This is a genomic window from Streptomyces corallincola, assembly GCF_019104725.1.
GTDB classification, from domain to species: domain Bacteria; phylum Actinomycetota; class Actinomycetes; order Streptomycetales; family Streptomycetaceae; genus Streptomyces; species Streptomyces corallincola.
Genome location: NZ_JAHRXF010000003.1, coordinates 175,057 through 195,314 on the forward strand (window position 1 = coordinate 175,057; position 20,258 = coordinate 195,314).

21 protein-coding genes and 1 pseudogene are annotated in these 20,258 nt (G+C 72.5%); 20 read left to right on the forward strand and 2 right to left on the reverse strand.

Annotation, left to right across the window (positions count from 1 at the left end; genetic code table 11):
* The first annotated feature begins 10 nt into the window (after nucleotides 1-10).
* Nucleotides 11-1,561, forward strand: coding sequence for a signal recognition particle protein (gene ffh / locus KUM39_RS03765; RefSeq protein WP_217783903.1), 1,551 nt, complete (start codon nucleotides 11-13; stop codon nucleotides 1,559-1,561).
* Between the two features lie 85 nt (nucleotides 1,562-1,646).
* On the forward strand, nucleotides 1,647-3,593 hold the full coding sequence (gene ftsH, locus KUM39_RS03770; protein ID WP_217783904.1) for an ATP-dependent zinc metalloprotease FtsH: 1,947 nt from the start codon (nucleotides 1,647-1,649) through the stop codon (nucleotides 3,591-3,593).
* A gap of 192 nt (nucleotides 3,594-3,785) precedes the next feature.
* Here the strand turns inward: ftsH and KUM39_RS03775 are convergent, their stop codons facing one another.
* Nucleotides 3,786-4,628 (reverse strand): class I SAM-dependent methyltransferase, encoded by an 843-nt coding sequence (locus KUM39_RS03775; RefSeq protein ID WP_217783905.1) that lies wholly within the window; start codon nucleotides 4,626-4,628, stop codon nucleotides 3,786-3,788.
* Nucleotides 4,629-5,073: 445 nt separating this feature from the next.
* On the opposite strand from KUM39_RS03775, the gene KUM39_RS03780 reads away from it, so the two are divergent.
* The 17 genes from KUM39_RS03780 to KUM39_RS03860 all read left to right on the forward strand — a co-directional run bounded on the left by KUM39_RS03780 (nucleotide 5,074) and on the right by KUM39_RS03860 (nucleotide 18,458).
* A complete protein-coding gene (locus tag KUM39_RS03780; protein ID WP_217783906.1) occupies nucleotides 5,074-5,670 on the forward strand; it encodes a hypothetical protein in 597 nt (198 codons plus the stop codon).
* A gap of 314 nt (nucleotides 5,671-5,984) precedes the next feature.
* Nucleotides 5,985-6,407, forward strand: a complete 423-nt coding sequence (gene rpsP, locus KUM39_RS03785) for a 30S ribosomal protein S16 (RefSeq protein ID WP_217783907.1) — start codon at nucleotides 5,985-5,987, stop codon at nucleotides 6,405-6,407.
* Between the two features lie 5 nt (nucleotides 6,408-6,412).
* Nucleotides 6,413-6,652 (forward strand): RNA-binding protein, encoded by a 240-nt coding sequence (locus tag KUM39_RS03790; protein ID WP_005479813.1) that lies wholly within the window; start codon nucleotides 6,413-6,415, stop codon nucleotides 6,650-6,652.
* 81 nt (nucleotides 6,653-6,733) lie between these two features.
* Nucleotides 6,734-7,324: a ribosome maturation factor RimM gene (rimM, locus tag KUM39_RS03795; protein WP_217783908.1), complete on the forward strand. Its 591-nt coding sequence runs from the start codon at nucleotides 6,734-6,736 to the stop codon at nucleotides 7,322-7,324.
* Nucleotides 7,324-8,166, forward strand: coding sequence for a tRNA (guanosine(37)-N1)-methyltransferase TrmD (gene trmD, locus KUM39_RS03800; RefSeq protein WP_217783909.1), 843 nt, complete (start codon nucleotides 7,324-7,326; stop codon nucleotides 8,164-8,166). Before rimM ends, trmD begins: the two co-directional genes overlap by 1 nt.
* Nucleotides 8,167-8,296: 130 nt before the next feature.
* On the forward strand, nucleotides 8,297-8,647 hold the full coding sequence (rplS, locus tag KUM39_RS03805) for a 50S ribosomal protein L19 (RefSeq protein ID WP_030808575.1): 351 nt from the start codon (nucleotides 8,297-8,299) through the stop codon (nucleotides 8,645-8,647).
* A gap of 46 nt (nucleotides 8,648-8,693) precedes the next feature.
* A complete protein-coding gene (gene lepB, locus KUM39_RS03810) occupies nucleotides 8,694-9,389 on the forward strand; it encodes a signal peptidase I (RefSeq protein ID WP_217783910.1) in 696 nt (231 codons plus the stop codon).
* Nucleotides 9,382-10,512, forward strand: a complete 1,131-nt coding sequence (lepB, locus tag KUM39_RS03815) for a signal peptidase I (RefSeq protein WP_308288028.1) — start codon at nucleotides 9,382-9,384, stop codon at nucleotides 10,510-10,512. Before lepB (KUM39_RS03810) ends, lepB (KUM39_RS03815) begins: the two co-directional genes overlap by 8 nt.
* Nucleotides 10,424-11,341 carry a signal peptidase I gene (gene lepB / locus KUM39_RS03820; RefSeq protein WP_308288029.1) on the forward strand — a complete coding sequence of 306 codons (918 nt, stop codon included), beginning with the start codon at nucleotides 10,424-10,426 and terminating at the stop codon, nucleotides 11,339-11,341. Before lepB (KUM39_RS03815) ends, lepB (KUM39_RS03820) begins: the two co-directional genes overlap by 89 nt.
* A 187-nt stretch (nucleotides 11,342-11,528) precedes the next feature.
* Nucleotides 11,529-12,311 carry a signal peptidase I gene (lepB, locus tag KUM39_RS03825; protein WP_217783912.1) on the forward strand — a complete coding sequence of 261 codons (783 nt, stop codon included), beginning with the start codon at nucleotides 11,529-11,531 and terminating at the stop codon, nucleotides 12,309-12,311.
* Nucleotides 12,312-12,315: 4 nt separating this feature from the next.
* Nucleotides 12,316-12,849 (forward strand): NUDIX hydrolase, encoded by a 534-nt coding sequence (locus KUM39_RS03830; RefSeq protein WP_217784013.1) that lies wholly within the window; start codon nucleotides 12,316-12,318, stop codon nucleotides 12,847-12,849.
* Between the two features lie 56 nt (nucleotides 12,850-12,905).
* Nucleotides 12,906-13,214 carry a DUF2469 domain-containing protein gene (locus tag KUM39_RS03835; RefSeq protein ID WP_055510545.1) on the forward strand — a complete coding sequence of 103 codons (309 nt, stop codon included), beginning with the start codon at nucleotides 12,906-12,908 and terminating at the stop codon, nucleotides 13,212-13,214.
* Between the two features lie 199 nt (nucleotides 13,215-13,413).
* Nucleotides 13,414-13,779 carry a YraN family protein gene (locus KUM39_RS03840; protein WP_217783913.1) on the forward strand — a complete coding sequence of 122 codons (366 nt, stop codon included), beginning with the start codon at nucleotides 13,414-13,416 and terminating at the stop codon, nucleotides 13,777-13,779.
* Between the two features lies 1 nt (nucleotide 13,780).
* On the forward strand, nucleotides 13,781-15,406 hold the full coding sequence (locus KUM39_RS03845; protein ID WP_217783914.1) for a YifB family Mg chelatase-like AAA ATPase: 1,626 nt from the start codon (nucleotides 13,781-13,783) through the stop codon (nucleotides 15,404-15,406).
* The gene (gene dprA / locus KUM39_RS03850) at nucleotides 15,403-16,674 is read left to right on the forward strand and encodes a DNA-processing protein DprA (RefSeq protein WP_217783915.1); all 1,272 of its coding nucleotides are present in this window, start codon (nucleotides 15,403-15,405) and stop codon (nucleotides 16,672-16,674) included. Before KUM39_RS03845 ends, dprA begins: the two co-directional genes overlap by 4 nt.
* A gap of 319 nt (nucleotides 16,675-16,993) precedes the next feature.
* Entirely contained in the window at nucleotides 16,994-17,836 is an 843-nt protein-coding gene (whiG, locus tag KUM39_RS03855) for an RNA polymerase sigma factor WhiG (protein WP_217783916.1), read from the forward strand.
* Between the two features lie 64 nt (nucleotides 17,837-17,900).
* On the forward strand, nucleotides 17,901-18,458 hold the full coding sequence (locus tag KUM39_RS03860; protein WP_217784014.1) for a TetR/AcrR family transcriptional regulator: 558 nt from the start codon (nucleotides 17,901-17,903) through the stop codon (nucleotides 18,456-18,458).
* 14 nt (nucleotides 18,459-18,472) lie between these two features.
* Here KUM39_RS03860 and KUM39_RS03865 read toward each other — a convergent pair.
* Nucleotides 18,473-19,060, reverse strand: a pseudogene (locus tag KUM39_RS03865) (peptidoglycan DD-metalloendopeptidase family protein); the annotation flags it as partial.
* Between the two features lie 272 nt (nucleotides 19,061-19,332).
* On the opposite strand from KUM39_RS03865, the gene rpsB reads away from it, so the two are divergent.
* On the forward strand, nucleotides 19,333-20,241 hold the full coding sequence (gene rpsB / locus KUM39_RS03870) for a 30S ribosomal protein S2 (protein ID WP_217783917.1): 909 nt from the start codon (nucleotides 19,333-19,335) through the stop codon (nucleotides 20,239-20,241).
* The last annotated feature ends 17 nt before the right edge of the window (nucleotides 20,242-20,258 follow it).

Consider the following 20,258-nt stretch of genomic DNA (forward strand, 5'->3'; position numbering starts at 1 on the left):
CGACGCCGCCGTGTTCGACACTCTCTCCGATCGCCTCTCAGCGACCTTCAAGAACCTGCGCGGCAAGGGGCGCTTGAGCGAGGCGGACATCGACGCCACGGCGCGCGAGATCCGCATCGCGCTCCTGGAAGCCGACGTGGCCCTGCCCGTCGTCCGCTCGTTCATCAAGAACGTCAAGGAGCGGGCGCTCGGCGCGGAGGTCTCGCGCGCGCTCAACCCCGCCCAGCAGGTCCTCAAGGTCGTCAACGAGGAACTGGTCACGATCCTCGGCGGGGAGACCCGTCGGCTGCGGTTCGCCAAGCAGCCGCCGACCGTGATCATGCTCGCCGGTCTCCAGGGCGCGGGCAAGACCACCCTCGCGGGCAAGCTCGGCCGCTGGCTGAAGGAGCAGGGCCACTCCCCGCTGCTGGTCGCCTGCGACCTCCAGCGCCCCAACGCCGTCAACCAGCTCAGCGTGGTCGCCGAGCGCGCCGGTGTCGCGGTGTACGCCCCCGAGCCGGGCAACGGAGTGGGCGACCCGGTCAAGGTGGCCCAGGACTCGGTGGAGTTCGCCAAGGCCAAGGTGCACGACATCGTCATCGTGGACACCGCCGGGCGGCTCGGCATCGACCAGGAGCTGATGCGGCAGGCCGCCGACATCCGGGACGCGGTCTCGCCGGACGAGATCCTCTTCGTCGTCGATGCCATGATCGGACAGGACGCGGTCAACACCGCCGAGTCCTTCCGCGACGGCGTCGGCTTCGACGGCGTGGTCCTCTCCAAGCTCGACGGCGACGCCCGCGGCGGTGCCGCGCTGTCCATCCGGCAGATCACCGGCAAGCCGATCATGTTCGCGTCGAACGGCGAGAAGCTGGAGGACTTCGACGCGTTCCACCCGGACCGGATGGCTTCCCGCATCCTCGACATGGGTGACCTGCTCACCCTGATCGAGCAGGCGGAGAAGACGTTCAGCCAGGAAGAGGCCCAGAAGATGGCCTCCAAGCTGGCGTCCAAGAAGGGCCAGGACTTCACCCTGGACGACTTCCTGGCCCAGATGGAGCAGGTCCGCAAGATGGGCTCCATCTCCAAGCTGCTCGGCATGCTGCCGGGCATGGGCCAGATCAAGGACCAGATCAACAACCTGGACGAGCGGGACGTGGACCGCACGGCCGCGATCATCAAGTCGATGACCCCGGCCGAGCGCCAGGAGCCGACGATCATCAACGGCTCGCGCCGTGCCCGTATCGCCAAGGGCTCCGGTGTCGAGGTCAGCGCCGTGAAGAACCTGGTCGAGCGGTTCTTCGAGGCCCGCAAGATGATGGCCCGCATGGCACAGGGCGGCGGCATGCCGGGCATGCCGGGCATCCCCGGCATGGGCGGCGGTCCCGGCCGCACCAAGAAGCAGCCGAAGAAGGCCAAGGGCAAGCAGCGCTCGGGCAACCCGATGAAGCGCAAGCAGCAGGAGCTGGAGGACGCCCAGCGCCGTCAGGCCGCCGCCGAGGGCGGCACCGCGTTCGGGCTGCCGCAGCAGGCGGGCGAGGACTTCGAGCTGCCGGACGAGTTCAAGAAGTTCATGGGCTGAGCCCCGCGCGGGGCGGAGGTGGCCGGGGCCCGGTGCTCCGGCCACCACATGCCGACGTCCGTTCTGTGACGTAACGTCCAGTTCCATGAGCGATGCGGCGCCTCCGCGCAGGGACCCCGAGCAGCCGTGGCGCGCCGAGGGCACGCCGGAGGAGCCACCCCGGCGGGGCGGCGGGCGGCTGCGCGGCGGACGGTGGTGGGGGCTGCTGGTCACCGCCGTGATCGTGTTCCTGCTGGCCTGGATCGGCCTCACCTACTTCGGCGGCGGCAACGAGCCGACCATCTCGTACACCGAGTTCACCAAGCAGGTGGACGCGGGGAACGTGGACCGGATCTACGCCGAGGGCGACGCGATCCAGGGCCAGCTGAAGAGCGCCCGCGCCGACCCCGAGGGCGGCGCGACGTACACCAAGTTCCACACCCAGCGGCCGGTGTTCGCCGACGACCGGCTGTGGCAGGACCTGACCGCGCGCGGGGTGATGGTGACGGCCCGGCCGGTCGTCACCCAGCGCAGCCTGACCTCCAACCTGCTGATCTCCCTCATCCCGATCGTGCTGCTGGTCGCCGTCTGGGTGTTCTTCTCCCGGCGGCTCGGTGCCGGGATGGGCGGCATGGGGGGCATGGGCGGCCTCTTCGGCCGGAAGGCACCGCCCCGGCCGGTCGAGCTGACCCCCGGCGGCGGGCGCACCACCTTCGCCGACGTCGCCGGGATCGACGAGGTCAAGGGCGAGCTGGACGACGTGGTCGATTTCCTCGAACACCCGGACAGCTACCGGAGAATGGGCGCCAAGCTGCCCAGGGGCGTACTGCTGGCGGGCTCGCCCGGCACCGGCAAGACCCTGCTGGCGCGGGCGGTCGCCGGAGAGGCGGGGGTGCCGTTCTTCTCGGCCTCGGCGTCCGAGTTCATCGAGATGATCGTCGGCGTCGGCGCCTCCCGCGTCCGCGAACTCTTCTCCGAGGCCCGCAAGGTCGCCCCCTCGATCATCTTCATCGACGAGATCGACACCATCGGCCGGGTCCGCGCGGGCAGTTCCTCGATGAGCGGCCACGACGAGCGCGAGCAGACCCTCAACCAGATCCTCACCGAGATGGACGGCTTCTCCGGCTCCGAGGGCGTCATCGTCATCGCCGCCACCAACCGCGCCGACATCCTCGACCCCGCCCTCACCCGGCCCGGCCGCTTCGACCGGGTGGTCAACGTGGCCCCGCCGGACCGCGCCGGACGCGAGGCGATCCTGCGCATCCACACCCGTGACATGCCGCTCGGCCCGGACGTGGACCTCGCCCAGCTGGCCCGCGTCACACCCGGCATGACCGGCGCGGACCTGGCCAACCTCGCCAACGAGGGCGCCCTGCTCGCCGTGAAGCGCAAGCAGACCCAGATCGGGCCCGCCGACCTCTCCGAGGCCCTGGAGAAGGTCCAGCTCGGCGCCGAACGCACCCTGGTCATGCCCGAGGACGACCGGCGCCGCACCGCCTTCCACGAGAGCGGGCACGCGCTGCTCGGCATGCTCCAGCCGGGCGCCGACCCGGTCCGCAAGATCACCATCGTGCCGCGCGGCCGGGCGCTCGGCGTCACCATGTCCACCCCCGAGGTGGAGCGCTACGCCCACTCCGAGGAGTACCTGCGCGGCCGGATCATCGGCGCCCTCGGCGGCATGGCGGCCGAGGAGGTCGTCTACGGCGTCGTCACCACCGGCGCCGAGAGCGACCTGGAGCAGGTCACCAACATCGCGCGCGGCATGGTCGCCCGCTGGGGCATGAGCGACCGGGTCGGCCGCCTCTCCGCCCTCCCCAGCGACGCCCAGCAGGCGTACGGCCTCTCCGCCGCCCCGCAGACCCTCGACGTGATCGACGCGGAGATGCGCCGCATCGTGGACGAGTGCTACGAGGAGGCGCTGAGCAAGCTCCGCGAGCACCGCGACCGGCTGGACGCCCTCGCCGGGGCCCTCCTGGAACAGGAGACCCTGGAGGAGGCGGACGCCTACCGCATCGCGGACATCGAACGCCCGGCGCGGCAGCCGGAGGCGTGAGGGGCCCGCCGGGGCAGGGGCCCGCTGGGGCAGGGGCCCGCCGGGGCGGGGGTGTCCGGGGAGGGGTGCCGGAGTCGGTGGCAGGGGGCCGGTGCGGTGGGCCGGGGCGGTGGCGAAACGGTTCTCCCGCCGCCGCCCCGGCCCTGTCGCCGTCCTGCCCCCGCCCGCACCCGCACCGCCCCCCGTGAACCCCTACGGCACCCGCGTCACCAGATACCGGAACACGTTCGGCATCCACACCGTGCCGTCCTGGCGCCGGTAGGGATGCAGGGCCTCCGTCACCTCCTTGGCGACCTGCTTGTCGCCCACCGCCGCGATCGCCGCGTCGAAGAGCCCCGTGGAGAGCAGCCCGCGTACCGCGCTGTCCGTACCGGCGTAGCCGAACGGGCAGGAGACGCGGCCCGAGCCGTCCGGGCGGAGGCCCGCGCGGTGCGCGACCTCCTCCAGGTCGTCCCGGTGCGCGGGGCGCCAGCTGCTGGCGCTGCGCGTCGGATCGGCCAGCCGGCTCACCGCCCGCACCACCGACGCGGTGGCGCAGCGCTCCGGCGGCCCCCAGGCCGCCAGCACGACGACCGCCCCCTGGGCGGACTCCGGCAGCGTGCCGAGCTGTTCGCCCAGCCCGTCCGCGTCGCCCGCCAGGCAACCGATCGGTTCGAAGGCCGTGATCAGGGTGTACGGCGTCCCGTCCGGAGCGGTGTCGGCCGCCGTCCCGGCCACACCGGGGGCGCCGTCGAGGAACAGCGCCTCGGGCAGCAGACGATCTCCGGCCAGACTGAGCCGTTCGGGTGAGCCGTCGGCGCCGGTGACCACCGCTCCGCGGGCCGCCGCCATCAGCAGCGCCAGCCCGGAACCGCAGCGCAGGCCCAGCAACCGGGTGCCCGGTCCCACCTCCAGCCGCTCGTAGACGGCCTCGTAGAGCGGGACCAGCATCCGCTCCTGGATCTCGGACCAGTCACGCGCGCGTACGCCCGGGTCCACGCCGGGTGGCTCGGTGTCCGCGGGGGACAGGTGATCCCGCACGAGCACAGGTGTCATAGGTAAGCGCCCCATTCCGCCGGCGAACGGTCGTGGTGTCCGGCCCACGCGGCTCGCGGACCGTGCGTTCGCTCCACCACTGCCAGGTAACTCCCGCCGCGCGGTGGCGTCCAGTGCTCGGGCGGTGCCTCTTGGTGACGAGAGCCCGATGTGGCGAGAATTCACATCCCGGCAATCGGGGCGACCCGGAGGGGAACGGCACCCGGAACTGCCCTGGTGCGCGGGGAACCGCGGGCCGCCCGTTACCGTCACACAGGGTGGGAGCGGCGGACGGCCACCCGCTCCGGGGGACTACGCACCGGCTTGGTACGAGCTGCGAACCTTCTCCGCAGATCTGCGCACCCGCCCTCCTCGGGATGCATCAGACGCAACTGACGGGTACGTGCAAATTATTTGGGATGGCCCGGAATCGGAACACTATGGCTCCCACGCTCGTTCTCATTACGTGAGCACGACACAGACACCACCTGTTCTCGCCGCAGAGCTGGCACAGGCGTGGGCCGACATCCAGCGGTACCACCCCGAACTGCCCGACCTTGCCGCGCCAGAGTCCCTGATCGGGGAGTCGTCGTCCGCGTGCGGACACGAACTCTCCTTCGAGCGGCTGCTCCATGAGGCAGTCCACGGCATCGCCGCCGCACGGGGTGTCCGCGACACCTCCCGCGCCGGTCGCTACCACAACCGCCGCTTCCTCGCGGTCGCCGAGGAGCTGGGCCTTGACCACCCCGAGGAACCGCATCCCAGCAGCGGCTTCTCCCTGGTCACGCTCAACCCCGAGGCGAAGCGGCGGTACCGCCAGACCATCGAGCGCCTCCAGCGCGCGCTGAAGGCGCACACCGCGGCCACCTCCTCCGACACCACCCGCAGCTTCCGCGGCCCGGCCGCGCGGCACGGCTCCTCCGGGGGCGGCGTCCGCGTCAAGGCGGTCTGCGACTGCGGGCGGAACGTCCGGGTCGTCCCCTCGGTGCTGGCCCAGGCCCCCATCGTGTGCGGCGGATGCGGCAAGCCGTTCAGGATCCCGGAGGTCCTCGGAGCGGCGTGACCGAAGGCCGCGCACACCGGCATCTCGTGGGTGCCGGCACCGCGGCCGGTCCGCGCCGACCGGGCGACGCCCGCCAGGCATCCGGCGCACGGACCCCGTGCGCCGGGTGTCTCCCAGGCATGTCCGGGATGCTCCGGCCCCGCCCCCTCGGCCCTGAGCCCTCCGTACGGTGTGGCACAATGGCTAGCTGTACCCGACAGCCGCACAGGACCCCTCTCTCCTCCGGCTGACGCGTCCATCGGGCATGCGGGAACCGCAGCCCCACGCGGCAGCTCCGCGTGCCCAACACGTCAAATCCAGGAGAATCCACTCCCGTGGCAGTCAAGATCAAGCTGAAGCGTCTGGGCAAGATCCGTTCGCCTCACTACCGCATCGTCGTCGCCGACTCCCGCACCCGCCGTGACGGCCGTGCGATCGAGGAGATCGGCAAGTACCACCCGACCTACAACCCGTCGGTCATGGAGGTGGACGCCGAGCGCGTGGCGTACTGGCTGGGTGTCGGCGCGCAGCCGACCGAGCCCGTGCTCGCCATCCTCAAGAAGACCGGCGACTGGCAGAAGTTCAAGGGCGAGCCCGCCCCGGCGCCGCTGCTCGTCGCCGAGCCCAAGTCCGCCCGCCCGACGTTCGAGGCGCTCGGCGGCGACGACGAGGGCAAGGGTGAGGCTATCACCCAGAAGAAGAAGGCCGAGAAGAAGGACGAGGCCGCCGCCGACTCCTCCGAATCGACCGAGGTCTGAGCAAGATGCTCGAAGAGGCGCTTGAGCACCTCGTGAAGGGCATCGTTGACAACCCCGACGACGTCCAGGTCGCCTCGCGCGACCTGCGGCGCGGGCGCGTGCTGGAGGTCCGGGTGCACCCCGACGACCTCGGCAAGGTGATCGGCCGCAACGGCCGTACCGCCCGCGCGCTGCGCACCGTCGTGGGCGCCATCGGCGGCCGGGGTGTCCGCGTCGATCTCGTCGATGTGGATCACGTCCGCTGAGCTTCATCGCACACCGGCGCGGGCCGGGGAGGGCCACTGGCCGTCCCCGGCCCGCAGTCGTACGACAGGAGATCTGAACTCGTGCAGTTGGTAGTCGCACGGATCGGCCGCGCCCACGGCATCAAGGGCGAGGTCACCGTCGAGGTCCGCACCGACGAGCCGGAACTGCGGCTCGCCCCCGGCGCCGTCCTGGCCACCGACCCGGCCGCCGCCGGGCCGCTCACCATCGCCGCCGGCCGGGTGCACAGCGGCAGGCTGCTGCTGCGCTTCGAGGGCGTCCGCGACCGCACCGGCGCCGAGGCGCTGCGCAACACTGTGCTGATCGCGGAGGTCGATCCCGAGGAACTCCCCGAGGACGAGGACGAGTTCTACGACCACCAGCTCATCGACCTGGACGTGGTGACCGAGGACGGCACCGAGGTCGGCCGGATCACCGAGATCTCCCACCTGCCCTCGCAGGACCTGTTCATCGTGGAACGCCCGGACGGCACCGAGGTGATGATCCCGTTCGTCGAGGAGATCGTCGCCGAGATCGACCTCGCCGAGCAGCGTGCCGTCATCACGCCCCCGCCCGGTCTGATCGACGACCGCGCCGAGATCGCCTCCGCGCGCGACGCCGAAGCCGCCGAGGGTGCCGGAGACGGTACGGACGCCCCGGAGGAGCGCGCCTGATGCGTCTCGACGTCGTCACGATCTTCCCGGAGTACCTGGAACCGCTGAACGTCTCCCTGGTCGGCAAGGCCCGCACCACCGGCCTGCTCGACGTGCACGTCCACGACCTGCGGGACTGGACGTACGACCGGCACAACACGGTGGACGACACCCCGTACGGCGGCGGCCCCGGCATGGTCATGAAGACCGGCCCCTGGGGCGACGCCCTCGACACCGTCCTCGCCGACGGCTACGACACCGGCGCGCACGCCCCCGCGCTGATCGTGCCCACCCCGAGCGGGATGCCGTTCACCCAGGAACTCGCCGTCGAACTCTCCGAGCGCCCCTGGCTGATCTTCACACCGGCCCGCTACGAGGGCATCGACCGCCGGGTCACCGAGGAGTACGCCACCCGCGTGCCGGTGTACGAGGTCTCCATCGGGGACTACGTCCTCGCGGGCGGCGAGGCGGCCGTCCTGGTCGTCACCGAGGCCGTGGCCCGGCTGCTGCCCGGCGTCCTCGGCAACGCCGACTCGCACCGGGACGACTCCTTCGCCCCCGGCGACATGGCCGACCTGCTCGAAGGCCCCGTCTACACCAAGCCCCCGCTCTGGCGCGGCCGGGACATCCCCGAGGTGCTGCTCAGCGGCCACCACGGGAAGATCGCCCGGTGGCGGCGCGACGAGGCGCTGAAGCGCACCGCCCGCAACCGCCCCGACCTGATCGAGCGCACCGACCCGAAGTCCTTCGACAAGAAGGACCGCGAGACGCTCTCCATCCTCGGCTGGGCCCCCGGCCCCGAGGGATCCGAGGGTCGCCCGTCCGGGCGATTTTGGCGCAGGCCACCGGCCGTGGAAGAATAGGCGGCTGTTGTGCGTCCGTCCGGCGAGCGCCCCTGCCACAGGGGGACACGACGCCCCGGCCCGCACGGCAGACCTTCGAAGCACTAGCTCCCGTCGATGACCTGTGGCATCGGCGAAGAAAGCAGACGACATGTCCCACCTGCTCGACACCGTCGATTCCGCGTCGCTGCGGACCGACGTCCCCGCGTTCCGCCCGGGTGACACCGTCAACGTCCACGTGCGCGTCATCGAGGGCAACCGCTCCCGTGTGCAGCAGTTCAAGGGCGTCGTCATCCGCCGCCAGGGCAGCGGTGTCCGCGAGACCTTCACGGTCCGCAAGGTCTCGTTCTCCGTCGGCGTGGAGCGCACCTTCCCGGTGCACACCCCGATCGTCGAGAAGATCGAGCTGGTCACCCGCGGCGACGTGCGCCGCGCCAAGCTGTACTACCTCCGTGAGCTGCGCGGCAAGGCCGCGAAGATCAAGGAGAAGCGCGACAACTGAGCGCGCTCCGGTAGGTCACAGCGGGGCCGGATAACATCTGGCCCCGATGGACACCGAAGCACAGCCGACGCAGCGCGACCGCGCCCTCCGTCCCGGACCTCCGGGGCGGAGGGAGCGGTCGCGTTTCGCGTGTCCGGCGCGGATCGCGGCCCGGCTGCCCGGCGGCCGTCTCACCCTGACCCTCCTCACCTGCCTGGTGTTCCTGCTGCTCCTCGGCACCTTCGTGATCCAGCCGTTCCAGATCCCGAGCGGTTCGATGGAGCCGGGGCTGAGTGTCGGGGACCGCGTTCTGGTGGACAAGTTGGCGTACCGTTTCGTTGCCGGACCGCGCCGCGGCGACGTCGTGGTGTTCGACGGTGCCGGTTACTTCGGGCCCGGTGACTACGTCAAACGCGTGGTCGGCGTGGGGGGAGACCGTGTGGTCTGCTGCGACGAGAAGGGGAGGCTGCGGGTGAACGGGCGGCCCGTGGACGAGCGACCGTTCCTGTATCCGGGCAACACGCCCTCCGCCGCCCCGTTCGACGTCGTGGTGCCTCCGGGGCGGCTGTTCCTGCTGGGCGACCACCGCGACGACTCCCGCGACTCCCGCGACCTGCTGGGCTCACCCGGCGGCGGCATGCTCCCGGTGGACCACGTCATCGGCCGCGCCGACTGGATCGTATGGCCGTACGACCGGCTCACCCGCCTGCGCCGCGCGGCCGGGTACGCGCGGGTGCCCGCGGCCGGAGGCGCGCGTGGGTAACCGGGGCAGGCCGCGCGGCACCGGGCACTCGGCCGCCGACGAACTGCTGCCCACCGGGGTGCGCCGCACCTCGACGCCGGGCGGCGGCCGGTCGCGCGCCGAGCGCCGCAAGCTCCGGCGCAAGGTCAGGCGCAAGCGCAGACGCTCCGCCGTACGGGAGATCCCGCTGCTGATCGGGGTCGCCGTGGTGATAGCGCTGGTGCTGAAGACGTTCCTGCTCCAGGCGTTCGTGATCCCGTCCGGCTCGATGGAGCAGACGATCCGGATCGGGGACCGGGTGCTGGTGGACAAGTTCACCCCCTGGTTCGGCGCCGAGCCCGAGCGCGGGGACGTCGTCGTCTTCCACGACCCCGGCGGCTGGCTGAACGGCGAGCAGGCCGAGCGGAAACCGGACCCGGTGGTCGTCAAGCAGTTCAAGGAGGGGCTGACCTTCATCGGACTGCTCCCCTCCGACGACGAGAAGGACCTGATCAAGCGGGTCATCGGAGTCGGCGGCGACCATGTGAGGTGCTGCGACACCGAGGGCCGGGTCACCGTCAACGGGGTCCCGCTGAGCGAGCGGGACTACATCTATCCCGGTGACGCGCCGTCCGAGGACTCCTTCGACATCACGGTGCCCGAGGGGCGCCTGTGGGTGATGGGCGACCACCGGGGCGACTCGGCGGACTCCCGCTACCACCAGGACCTGGCCTACGGCGGCACCGTCTCCGAGGACTCCGTGGTGGGCCGGGCCATGATCATCGGGTGGCCGGTCGGCCACTGGACCAAGCTGGACGAACCTAAAACCTTCGCAAGCGTCGTGGGCTCCACCCCGGCGTCCGCCTCGGCCGGACCGCCGTCGCATAGGGTTGCCCCCGACGATCCGAACGCAATGACCGGACTCCCGACCCCTGCGGAACTCCCGCTCGTTATGGGAGTGGTGGCCCTGCACCGAGGCTGGGGCAGGCGGCGGCAGAGAATAAGGAGTTGGCGTGGGGGATGTGGCGGTTGGCGCACGGTCGGGACACGACGGCGAGGAGCACCGCGGGCACCCCGTGGCAGGTCCGGGCGGCGCGGCGGACCCGGCGCACTCGGCGTCCGGCGGGACACCGGACGACCGGCGGACGGACGCCGGGAGCGGTGACGGGGACGGCGACGGGCAGAACAAGCCGCGTTCCTTCTGGAAGGAACTGCCGATCCTGGTCGTCATCGCGCTGGTCCTCGCGCTGCTGATCAAGACCTTCCTCGCGCAGGCGTTCTCGATCCCGTCCGACTCGATGCAGAACACCCTCCAGCAGGGCGACCGCGTCCTGGTGGACAAGCTCACCCCCTGGTTCGGCTCGGAGCCGGAGCGCGGCGAGGTCGTCGTCTTCCACGACCCGAGCGACTGGCTGCGCGGCGAGCCCACGCCTGAGCCGAACGCCGTGCAGAAGGTGCTCAGCTTCATCGGCCTGATGCCCTCGGCCCAGGAGAAGGACCTGATCAAGCGGGTCATCGGCGTCGGCGGCGACACCGTCGAGTGCAACGGCACCGGCCCGCTGATGGTCAACGGCAAGGCGCTGAACGAGCCGTACGTCTACCCCGGCAACACCCCCTGCTCGCAGGACGACATGGGCGGCCAGTTCAAGGTGCAGGTGCCCAAGGGCTTCCTGTGGGTGATGGGCGACCACCGCCAGAACTCCCGTGACTCGCGGTACAACCAGGACGACAAGTACCACGGCATGGTGCCCGTCAAGGACGTGGTGGGACGCGCCATCGTCAAGGCGTGGCCGATCAACCGCTGGGGCACGCTGCCCATCCCGGACACCTTCGACCAGCCGGGCCTGAACGACCAGAAGTCCCCGGCCGCCGCTTCCCTCACGGTCGCGCCGCAGGGCGCCGCGATCGCGGCGGTCCTGCCGGTGGTGCTGTGGCGGCGCCGGGGCCGGGTCCTCGCGGAGCCGGTGGAGCGGACGACGAGCGGCCGGAGCTGAATCGGCGGGTCCCGCGGAGCCAGGCGTTCCACGGCCCGGTGCGTGCCCTTCGGGGCGCGTGCCGGGCCGTCGCCGTGTCCGGCCGCCGCGCGTGGTCCGGTGGCCTTGTGAAGCTCCGGGAGAGCTGTGGGCGGGACCGGCGGGAGGGACTGCCGCCGTCCGGTACCGCCGGGTAGGGTGCGCTCTCATGGGCGACAGCACGACGCGTACGGCTCCGCGCAGCGGGCACACAGGGACGGCGGGCTCCGGGGGCGGCAGGGCGGGGCAGCGGATCTCGGGGCTGGTGATGGCGCTGGGACTGGTGCTGTTCCTGGGGGGCTTCGGCTGGGCCGCGGTCACCTACCGGCCGTACACCGTGCCCACCCCCTCCATGTCACCGACCATCGGCGTGGGCGACCGGGTGCTCGGCCAGCGCGTCCAGGGCTCCGAGGTACGGCGCGGTGACGTCGTCGTCTTCCACGACACGGGCTGGGTCACCGGCGCCGACGTGGTCAAGCGGGTCGTCGCGGTCGGCGGCGACACGGTGGCCTGCTGCACCGACGGCAGGCTCACCGTGAACGGCAAGCGGATCGACGAACCGTATCTGCCCCGGGGCAGCAAGGCGGAGCTGACCGGTTTCCCCACCGTGAAGGTCCCCGCCGGGCGCCTCTTCCTGCTCGGCGACGAGCGGGCGGGCTCCCTGGACTCCACCGCCCACATCACCGACGCGGCGAAGGGCACGGTCTCCCGGAGCGCGGTCACGGCCCGGGTGGACTCCGTGATCTGGCCGATGAAGGGCCTGCTCGCGCCGCCCACCGGGTTCGAGGTGCTCGGCCCGCTCTCCCGGCCCGGCCCGGTGCGCACCATCGGTCTGACGATCGTCGCGGGCGCGGTGCTGGTGCTGGGCGGCGGCGCGTACGGGCCGGTGGCGAAGGCGCTGGGCCGCTCGCGGCGACGGCGTACGGGCACGGGGTCGTCCGGTGCCCACTGAGCCGGTGGGCGGGGCCGGTGAGGGCGCGGTCGCGGCGGCCGGGAGCGGCGGCGGGACCGAGGTACGACGGGTCGCACGGGTCGTGCTGCTGGACCCCGACGACCGCATCCTGCTGCTGCACGGCCATGAGCCCGGTGACGCCGCCGACGACTGGTGGTTCACGCCCGGCGGGGGCCTGGAGGGCGCCGAGACGCACGCCGAGGCGGCCCTGCGGGAACTGGCCGAGGAGACCGGCATCACCGAGGTGGAGCTCGGCCCGGTGCTGTGGCGCAGACGCTGCTCCTTCCCCTTCGCCGGCCGCCGCTGGACCCAGGACGAGTGGTATTTCCTCGCCCGTACGGCACAGACCGCGACCAGGGCCGAGGGGCTGACCGAGCTGGAGCGGCGAAGCGTCTCCGGAGCGCGCTGGTGGACGTGTCGGGAACTGGGCCGGGCCCATGAGACGGTGTATCCGACCAGACTCGCCGAGCTGCTGCGCACGCTGCTCGACGAAGGTCCTCCCGCCCGGCCCGTGACCTTGGACACGGAAATCGTCTGAGGGTCCGTCGGACTGGCGCACAATGGGGGGACCGCACGGCTGAAGGGGAACATGCCATGAGCGCCGAGGACCTCGAAAAGTACGAGACCGAGATGGAGCTGAAGCTCTACCGGGAGTACCGAGACGTCGTCGGTCTGTTCAAATACGTGATCGAGACGGAACGGCGCTTCTACCTCACCAACGACTACGAGATGCAGGTGCACTCGGTCCAGGGCGAGGTGTTCTTCGAGGTCTCGATGGCCGACGCCTGGGTCTGGGACATGTACCGTCCGGCCCGCTTCGTGAAGCAGGTGCGCGTCCTGACCTTCAAGGACGTGAACATCGAGGAGCTGAACAAGAGCGATCTGGAGCTGCCGAGCAGCTAGTTCCCGGCCTGGGCGGGCTGGCCGGGCTGGGCGGCCGGAGCGACCGGGGCGGGGCTCGCCGGTGGTGCGGTCGCCGGAGCCCGGCGCGGGTGCGTGTCGCCCGAACGGGTGACGGGGTTGTCCACAACCGCCACCCCCTCCACCAAGATCCACTTCCTTCGGCGTGCCGCGCGACCGTGAGCGCCGGAGGTGGTGCCCCATGAGTACGGCACGCAGGGGACTCGGCAGGTACGGCGAGGATCTGGCCGCGCGGCGGCTGGCCGAGTCGGGAATGACCGTCCTGGAGCGCAACTGGCGCTGCGGGCGGTTCGGAGAGATCGACATCGTGGCCCGCGACGGGGACGCGCTGGTGGTCTGCGAGGTGAAGACCCGCAGGGACGGCGCGTTCCAGCATCCGATGGCCGCCGTCACCCCGGACAAGGCACGGCGCCTGCTGGCGCTGGCCGAGCGCTGGACCCAGTCGCACGGGGGCGCGCCACCGGGCGGGGTCCGGGTGGACCTGGTCGGCGTGGTACTGCCGCGCCGGGGAGCACCGTCCGTGGAGCACGCGCGGGGGGTGGCCTGAGATGGGATTCGCCCGTACGTGCTCGGTCGCCCTGGTCGGTGTCGAGGGCGTGGTCGTGGAGGTCCAGGCCGACCTGGAACCCGGGGTGGCCGCCTTCACGCTGGTCGGGCTGCCCGACAAGAGCCTCTCGGAGAGCCGGGACCGGGTCCGGGCCGCCGTGGTCAACTCGGGGGCGGTCTGGCCCTCGAAGAAGCTCACCGTGGGACTGAGCCCGGCCTCCGTGCCGAAGAGCGGCAGCGGTTTCGACCTGGCCGTGGCCGCCGCCGTCCTCGGCGCCGCCGAACGCGTCGATCCACGGGTCCTGGCCGACATCGTCATGATCGGCGAACTGGGCCTCGACGGCCGGGTGCGCCCGGTGCGGGGCATCCTCCCCGCCGTGCTCGCCGCCGCCGACGCCGGATACGAACAGGTGGTGGTGCCCGAGTGCGCCGCCGCCGAGGCCGCGCTCGTACCGAACGTGTCGGTCCTCGGCATCCGCAGCCTGCGCCAGCTCATCGCGGTCCTCGCCGACGAACCCGTCCCCGACGAGGAGCGGGACGACTTCGGCCGCCCCGACCCGCTCATGGCCGGGCTCCGGGTGCCCGGCGCGGGCGCGGCCACCGGGATGCGCGGCTTCGGCACCGCGTCCGACGAACCGGACCGGGACCTCGCGGACGTGGTCGGCCAGACCTCGGCCCGCACCGCCGTGGAGGTGTCGGCGGCCGGTGGACATCACCTGTTCCTCGAGGGCCCGCCCGGCGCCGGGAAGACCATGCTGGCCGAACGGCTGCCCGCCGTCCTGCCCCGGCTCGGCCGGGAGGAATCCCTCCAGGTCACCGCCGTCCACTCGATCGCCGGACTGCTCCCGCCGGGCAAACCGCTGATCGGCACGGCCCCCTACTGCGCCCCGCACCACTCGGCCACCATGCAGTCCCTCGTCGGCGGCGGCCAGGGCATCGCCCGGCCCGGCGCGGTCTCGCTGGCCCACCGGGGCGTGCTGTTCCTCGACGAGGCCCCCGAGTTCCACGGGCAGGCCCTGGACGCGCTGCGGCAGCCGCTGGAGTCCGGGCAGGTCGTCATCGCGCGCAGCGCGGGCGTGGTCCGCTTCCCGGCGCGCTTCCTGATGGTGCTGGCCGCCAACCCCTGCCCCTGCGGGCGTTTCTCGCAGCGCGAGGGGCTGTGCGACTGTCCGCCGTCCGCGATCCGCCGCTACCAGGCCCGGCTGTCCGGCCCGCTGCTCGACCGGGTGGACCTCCGGGTGGAGGTCGATCCGGTGACTCGCGCCCAGCTCACCGCGCCGGGCGCGCGGGGCGAGTCCACGGCCGTCGTCGCCGACCGCGTCCGGACCGCCCGTGAACGGGCCGCCGCCCGGCTCGCGGACACCCCCTGGCGCACCAACGCCGAGGTGCCCGGACGCGAACTGCGCAGCCGCTTCCACGCCGTCACCGGCGCGATGGACGAAGCCGAGCGCAATCTCGAACGCGGTGTGCTGACCGCGCGGGGCATCGACCGGGTCCTCCGCGTCGCCTGGACCGTCGCGGACCTCGTCGGGCACCCCCGCCCGGACGCCTCCGACGTCTGCCTCGCGCTGCAACTCCGCACGGGCGTGCCGCGCGCCGTTCCGATGGCCCTGGGAGCACTGACATGAGGGGGTACGAGGAGACCCCCGGCCGGGGTCACGTGCCGGACGCCCCCGCCCGCCCCGGTCCCGTGGCCGGTCCGCTGCCGGAGGGCGGTGCCTACGCGGAGGCCGGGGGGAGCGCGCACGAGGCCGTCGATGGGGAACGGCTGGAGCGGGTCTTCCTGGCCCGGGTGCTGGAGCCCGGTGACGAGGCGGGCGGGCGCTGGCTGCGGGAGTACGGGGTGGAGGAGACCGTACGGCGGCTGCGGGAGGGGGGACCTGCCCTGCCCGGTGCCGGGGCGAAACGCTGGGCCGGGCTGACCGCCCGCGCCCGGCACGCCGACCCGGAGCGGGACTTCGCCACCGCGCGGGCCGCCGGAGCACGGTTCGTGTGCCCCGGTGACTCCGAGTGGCCCCGCCAGCTCGACGACCTCGAGGACGCCCGGCCCACCGGACTGTGGGTGCGCGGGCGGGCCGGGCTGCGGATGTGGGCGCTGCGCTCGGTCGCGGTGGTCGGGGCGCGGGCCTGCACCGAGTACGGCGCCCATGTCGCCGCCGGGCTCGCGGGCGACCTCGCGGAGCGCGGCTGGGTCGTCGTCTCGGGCGGTGCCTACGGCATCGACGGCGCCGCCCATCGGGGTGCCCTCGCCGCCAGGGGCGCCACCGTCGCAGTACTCGCCTGCGGAGTGGACCGGCCCTACCCGCGCGGGCACACCGCGCTCATCGACCGTATCGCCGAACAGGGCCTGGTCATCGGGGAGTTGCCGCCCGGGGAACATCCGACGCCGAGCCGTTTCATCCAGCGCAACCGGGTCATCGCGGCGCTCACCCGAGGCACCGTCGTCGTGGAGGCCGCCTGCCGCAGCGGCTCCCTGGTCACCGCGCGGGCCGCCGCCCGGCTGGGCCGGCATGTCATGGGCGTACCCGGACCGGTCACCAGCGGACTCTCCGCCGGGGTGCACGAACTGCTGCGCGGAGAGGCGTCGTTGGTCACCGACGCCGCCGAAGTGATCGAACTCGTGGGCGACATGGGGCAGTTCGCGCCGCCCCGGCGCGGTCCGGTCCTCCCGCGCGACCTCCTGGAACCCGCCGCCCGCGCCGTCCTCGCCGCGCTCCCCGCCGCCCGCGCCGCCCCGGCCACCGAAGTCGCCGCCGCCGCACGCACCACATCGGACGACGCGGTCGCCAGACTGTACGAACTGCGCGCCCTGGGCTGGGTCGAACGACACGGCGACGGCTGGAAGTTGACACGCCAGGCGGTGACAGCGGGCCGGAACGGGTCCCGCCCCGGCTGACCGAAGGGGTTCGGCCGTCCGGGGGAACGCCCTACGCCCTTGGCGTTTACCGGAGTTGACACCCGCACCCGGTCGCGTCGGCGGAGCCGGGTGAAGGGTGGCGCCGGGTGGCGGAGGGGCCCGCGCACGGGTGAGGCCCCGCCGTTCGCGCACCGCGACCCCGCAGTCACGCTACGCTCACAAGGTCACGGCGCAGACCGCGCCAACTCGACACGAGACCGACAGCTCACCCGGGCGGCCCACCTCCCCCCGCACATCCCGATTTCACCCACCCGCAGCACTTCATGGCACTTCACGGCAGAACGGCTCAAGGCGACGAATGCCCCAGCACACCTCCGGGTCCGACCGGGCGGCGCTCCCCCCAGCCGCCCGCGACGGTGGCAGCGTGCGGACGCCCGCTCCCTCGACCCTCGACGAACTGTGGCGCTCGTACAAGACCACCGGCGACGACCGGCTGCGGGAGCAACTGATCCTGCACTACTCACCGCTGGTCAAGTACGTGGCCGGCCGGGTCAGCGTCGGCCTGCCGCCCAACGTCGAACAGGCGGACTTCGTCTCCTCCGGGGTGTTCGGACTCATCGACGCGATCGAGAAGTTCGACATCGACCGGGAGATCAAGTTCGAGACGTACGCGATCACCCGCATCCGGGGCGCGATGATCGACGAACTCCGCGCACTGGACTGGATCCCGCGCTCGGTGCGGCAGAAGGCGCGCAACGTCGAACGCGCCTACGCCACCCTGGAGGCCAGGCTCCGCCGCACCCCCAGCGAGGGCGAGGTCGCCGCCGAACTGGGCATTCGGGTGGACGACCTGCACGCCGTGTTCAGCCAGCTCTCGCTCGCCAATGTCGTCGCCCTGGAGGAGCTGCTGCACGTCGGCGGCGAGAGCGGCGACCGGCTCAGCCTGATGGACACGCTGGAGGACACGGCCGCCGACAACCCCGTCGAGGTCGCCGAGGACCGCGAGCTGCGCCGGTTCCTCGCACGCGCCATCAACACCCTGCCCGACCGGGAGAAGACCGTCGTCACGCTCTACTACTACGAGGGCCTCACCCTCGCGGAGATCGGCAACGTGCTCGGCGTCACGGAGAGCCGGGTCAGCCAGATCCACACCAAGTCCGTCCTCCAGCTCCGCGCCAAGCTGGCGAGCTTCGGCCGCTGACGCCTGCCCGCCCGGCCGCCGGGTCCGTACAGTGGAGGGCGTGCCAAGGATTCGAGCGGCCTCCGTGGCCGAGCACCGGTCGATGCAGCGCGCCGCCCTGCTGGACGCGGCCCGGTCCCTGCTGTCCGAGGGCGGTACGGACGCGCTGACCTTCCCCGCGCTGGCCGAGCGCACCGGCCTCGCGCGCTCCTCCGTCTACGAGTACTTCCGCTCCCGCGCCGCCGTGGTCGAGGAACTCTGCGAGGTCGATTTCCCCGTCTGGGCCGCCGAGGTCTCGGCCGCGATGGAACACGCGGCCACCCCCGAGGACAGGGTCGAGGCGTACGTCCGCCGCCAGCTCGCCCTCGTCGGAGACCGCCGTCACCGCGCCGTCGTCGCCATCTCCGCCAGCGAACTCGACGCCGGTGCCCGCGAGAAGATCCGCGCCGCCCACGGCGGCCTCGTCGCCATCGTCGTGGAAGCCCTGGCCCACCTGGGCCACACCGAGCCCCGCCTCGCCGCCATGCTCCTCCAGGGCGTCGTGGACGCGGCCGTCCGCCGTATCGAACTGGGCGCGGCGGAAGACCCGGAGACCATCACGGACGCGGCGGTGAACATGGCCCTGCGGGGCCTGCGCGGCTGACCGGCCGGGGCCCGGCCCGGTACCGGCAGCAGCCGGGACGGGGCTCTGCGCAGCAGCCACGGCGGGAGCAGGGACAGGGGGTCGAGGTAGGTCCCGCCCCGGAGCAGACCCCAGTGCACGCAGGTCGCCGGGCAGTGCGAGCCCGTCGGCTCGACCGTGCCCAGGAGCGCGCCCGCCGCCACCTCCTCGCCCTCGCGGACCGACGCGGCCACCGGTTCGTACGTGGTGCGCAGGCCGGTGCCCGGCAGGTCCAGGGTGAGCACGCCCCGTCCGGCGACCCGGCCCGCGAAGGCCACCCGGCCGGACGCCACGGCCCGTACCGGTGCCCCGGCCGCCGCCGCGAGGTCCACGCCCCGGTGGCCGGGGCCGTAGACGGTCGCGGGCGGGTCCCAGGCGCGCAGTACCGGTGGGCGGACGCCGACCGGCCAGGCGCGGCCCAGCGCGGGCACGGAACCGCCCGCTTCCGCTCCGGGCGCGGGACCCACCGGGCCCGCCGAACCCGTCGCCCCCGCCCGTGCGACGGGCACCACCGACCCGCACACCAGCAGGACCGACAGCACCAGCCACAGCCCCGCACCCCGGCCCCCGCTCACGTATCGCATGCCCGCAGCGTCCCCCGATTCCGGGGTCCGCGGGACGGACTGTGGACGGGGGCGGGGTTGTGGACAGCGGCGTCACCCGGCGGCCCGGCGGTCCCGTACACTTCTCATGGCGATCCGGGTCACCGGATCGACTTCGCACGCCCCGGCACGGTACCCACAGGGTCCGCGCCGAGCGCCCCTCGGTCCTTCGTGGCACGGCGCACTGCGGGCGTCAGGCGCGACCGCCGTCCCGGCGGACGCGGCACAACCGAGAAATCCAAGGAGATACGGCTATGGCCGTCGTCACGATGCGGGAGCTGCTGGAGAGCGGCGTCCACTTCGGTCACCAGACCCGTCGCTGGAACCCGAAGATGAAGCGCTTCATCTTCACCGAGCGCAACGGCATCTACATCATCGACCTGCTCCAGTCGCTGTCGTACATCGACCGCGCCTACGAGTTCGTCAAGGAGACCGTCGCCCACGGCGGCACGGTCATGTTCGTCGGCACGAAGAAGCAGGCGCAGGAGGCCATCGCGGAGCAGGCCACCCGCGTCGGCATGCCCTACGTCAACCAGCGCTGGCTGGGCGGCATGCTCACCAACTTCTCCACCGTCTACAAGCGTCTGCAGCGCCTCAAGGAGCTTGAGCAGATCGACTTCGAGGACGTCGCGGCCTCCGGTCTGACCAAGAAGGAGCTGCTGGTCCTCTCCCGCGAGAAGGCCAAGCTGGAGAAGACCCTCGGCGGTATCCGCGAGATGCAGAAGGTGCCCAGCGCCGTCTGGGTCGTGGACACCAAGAAGGAGCACATCGCGGTCGGTGAGGCCCGGAAGCTCAACATCCCGGTCGTCGCCATCCTCGACACCAACTGCGACCCCGACGAGGTCGATTACAAGATTCCGGGCAACGACGACGCGATCCGCTCCGTCACGCTGCTCACCCGTGTGATCGCCGACGCCGTCGCCGAGGGCCTCATCTCCCGCTCCGGTGTCGCCACCGGTGACAAGGGTGAGAAGGCCGCCGGTGAGCCGCTCGCCGCCTGGGAGCGCGACCTGCTCGAGGGTGACAAGAAGGACGAGGCTCCGGCCGACGCCGCCCCCGCCGAGGAGACCGCTCCGGCCGCCGAGGCCGAGGAGGCCGCTCCGGCCGAGGCCCCCGCCGCCGAGGCCGAGGGCGAGAAGGCCGCCGAGGCCGAGCAGGCCTGACCCACGACGGTGCCGAC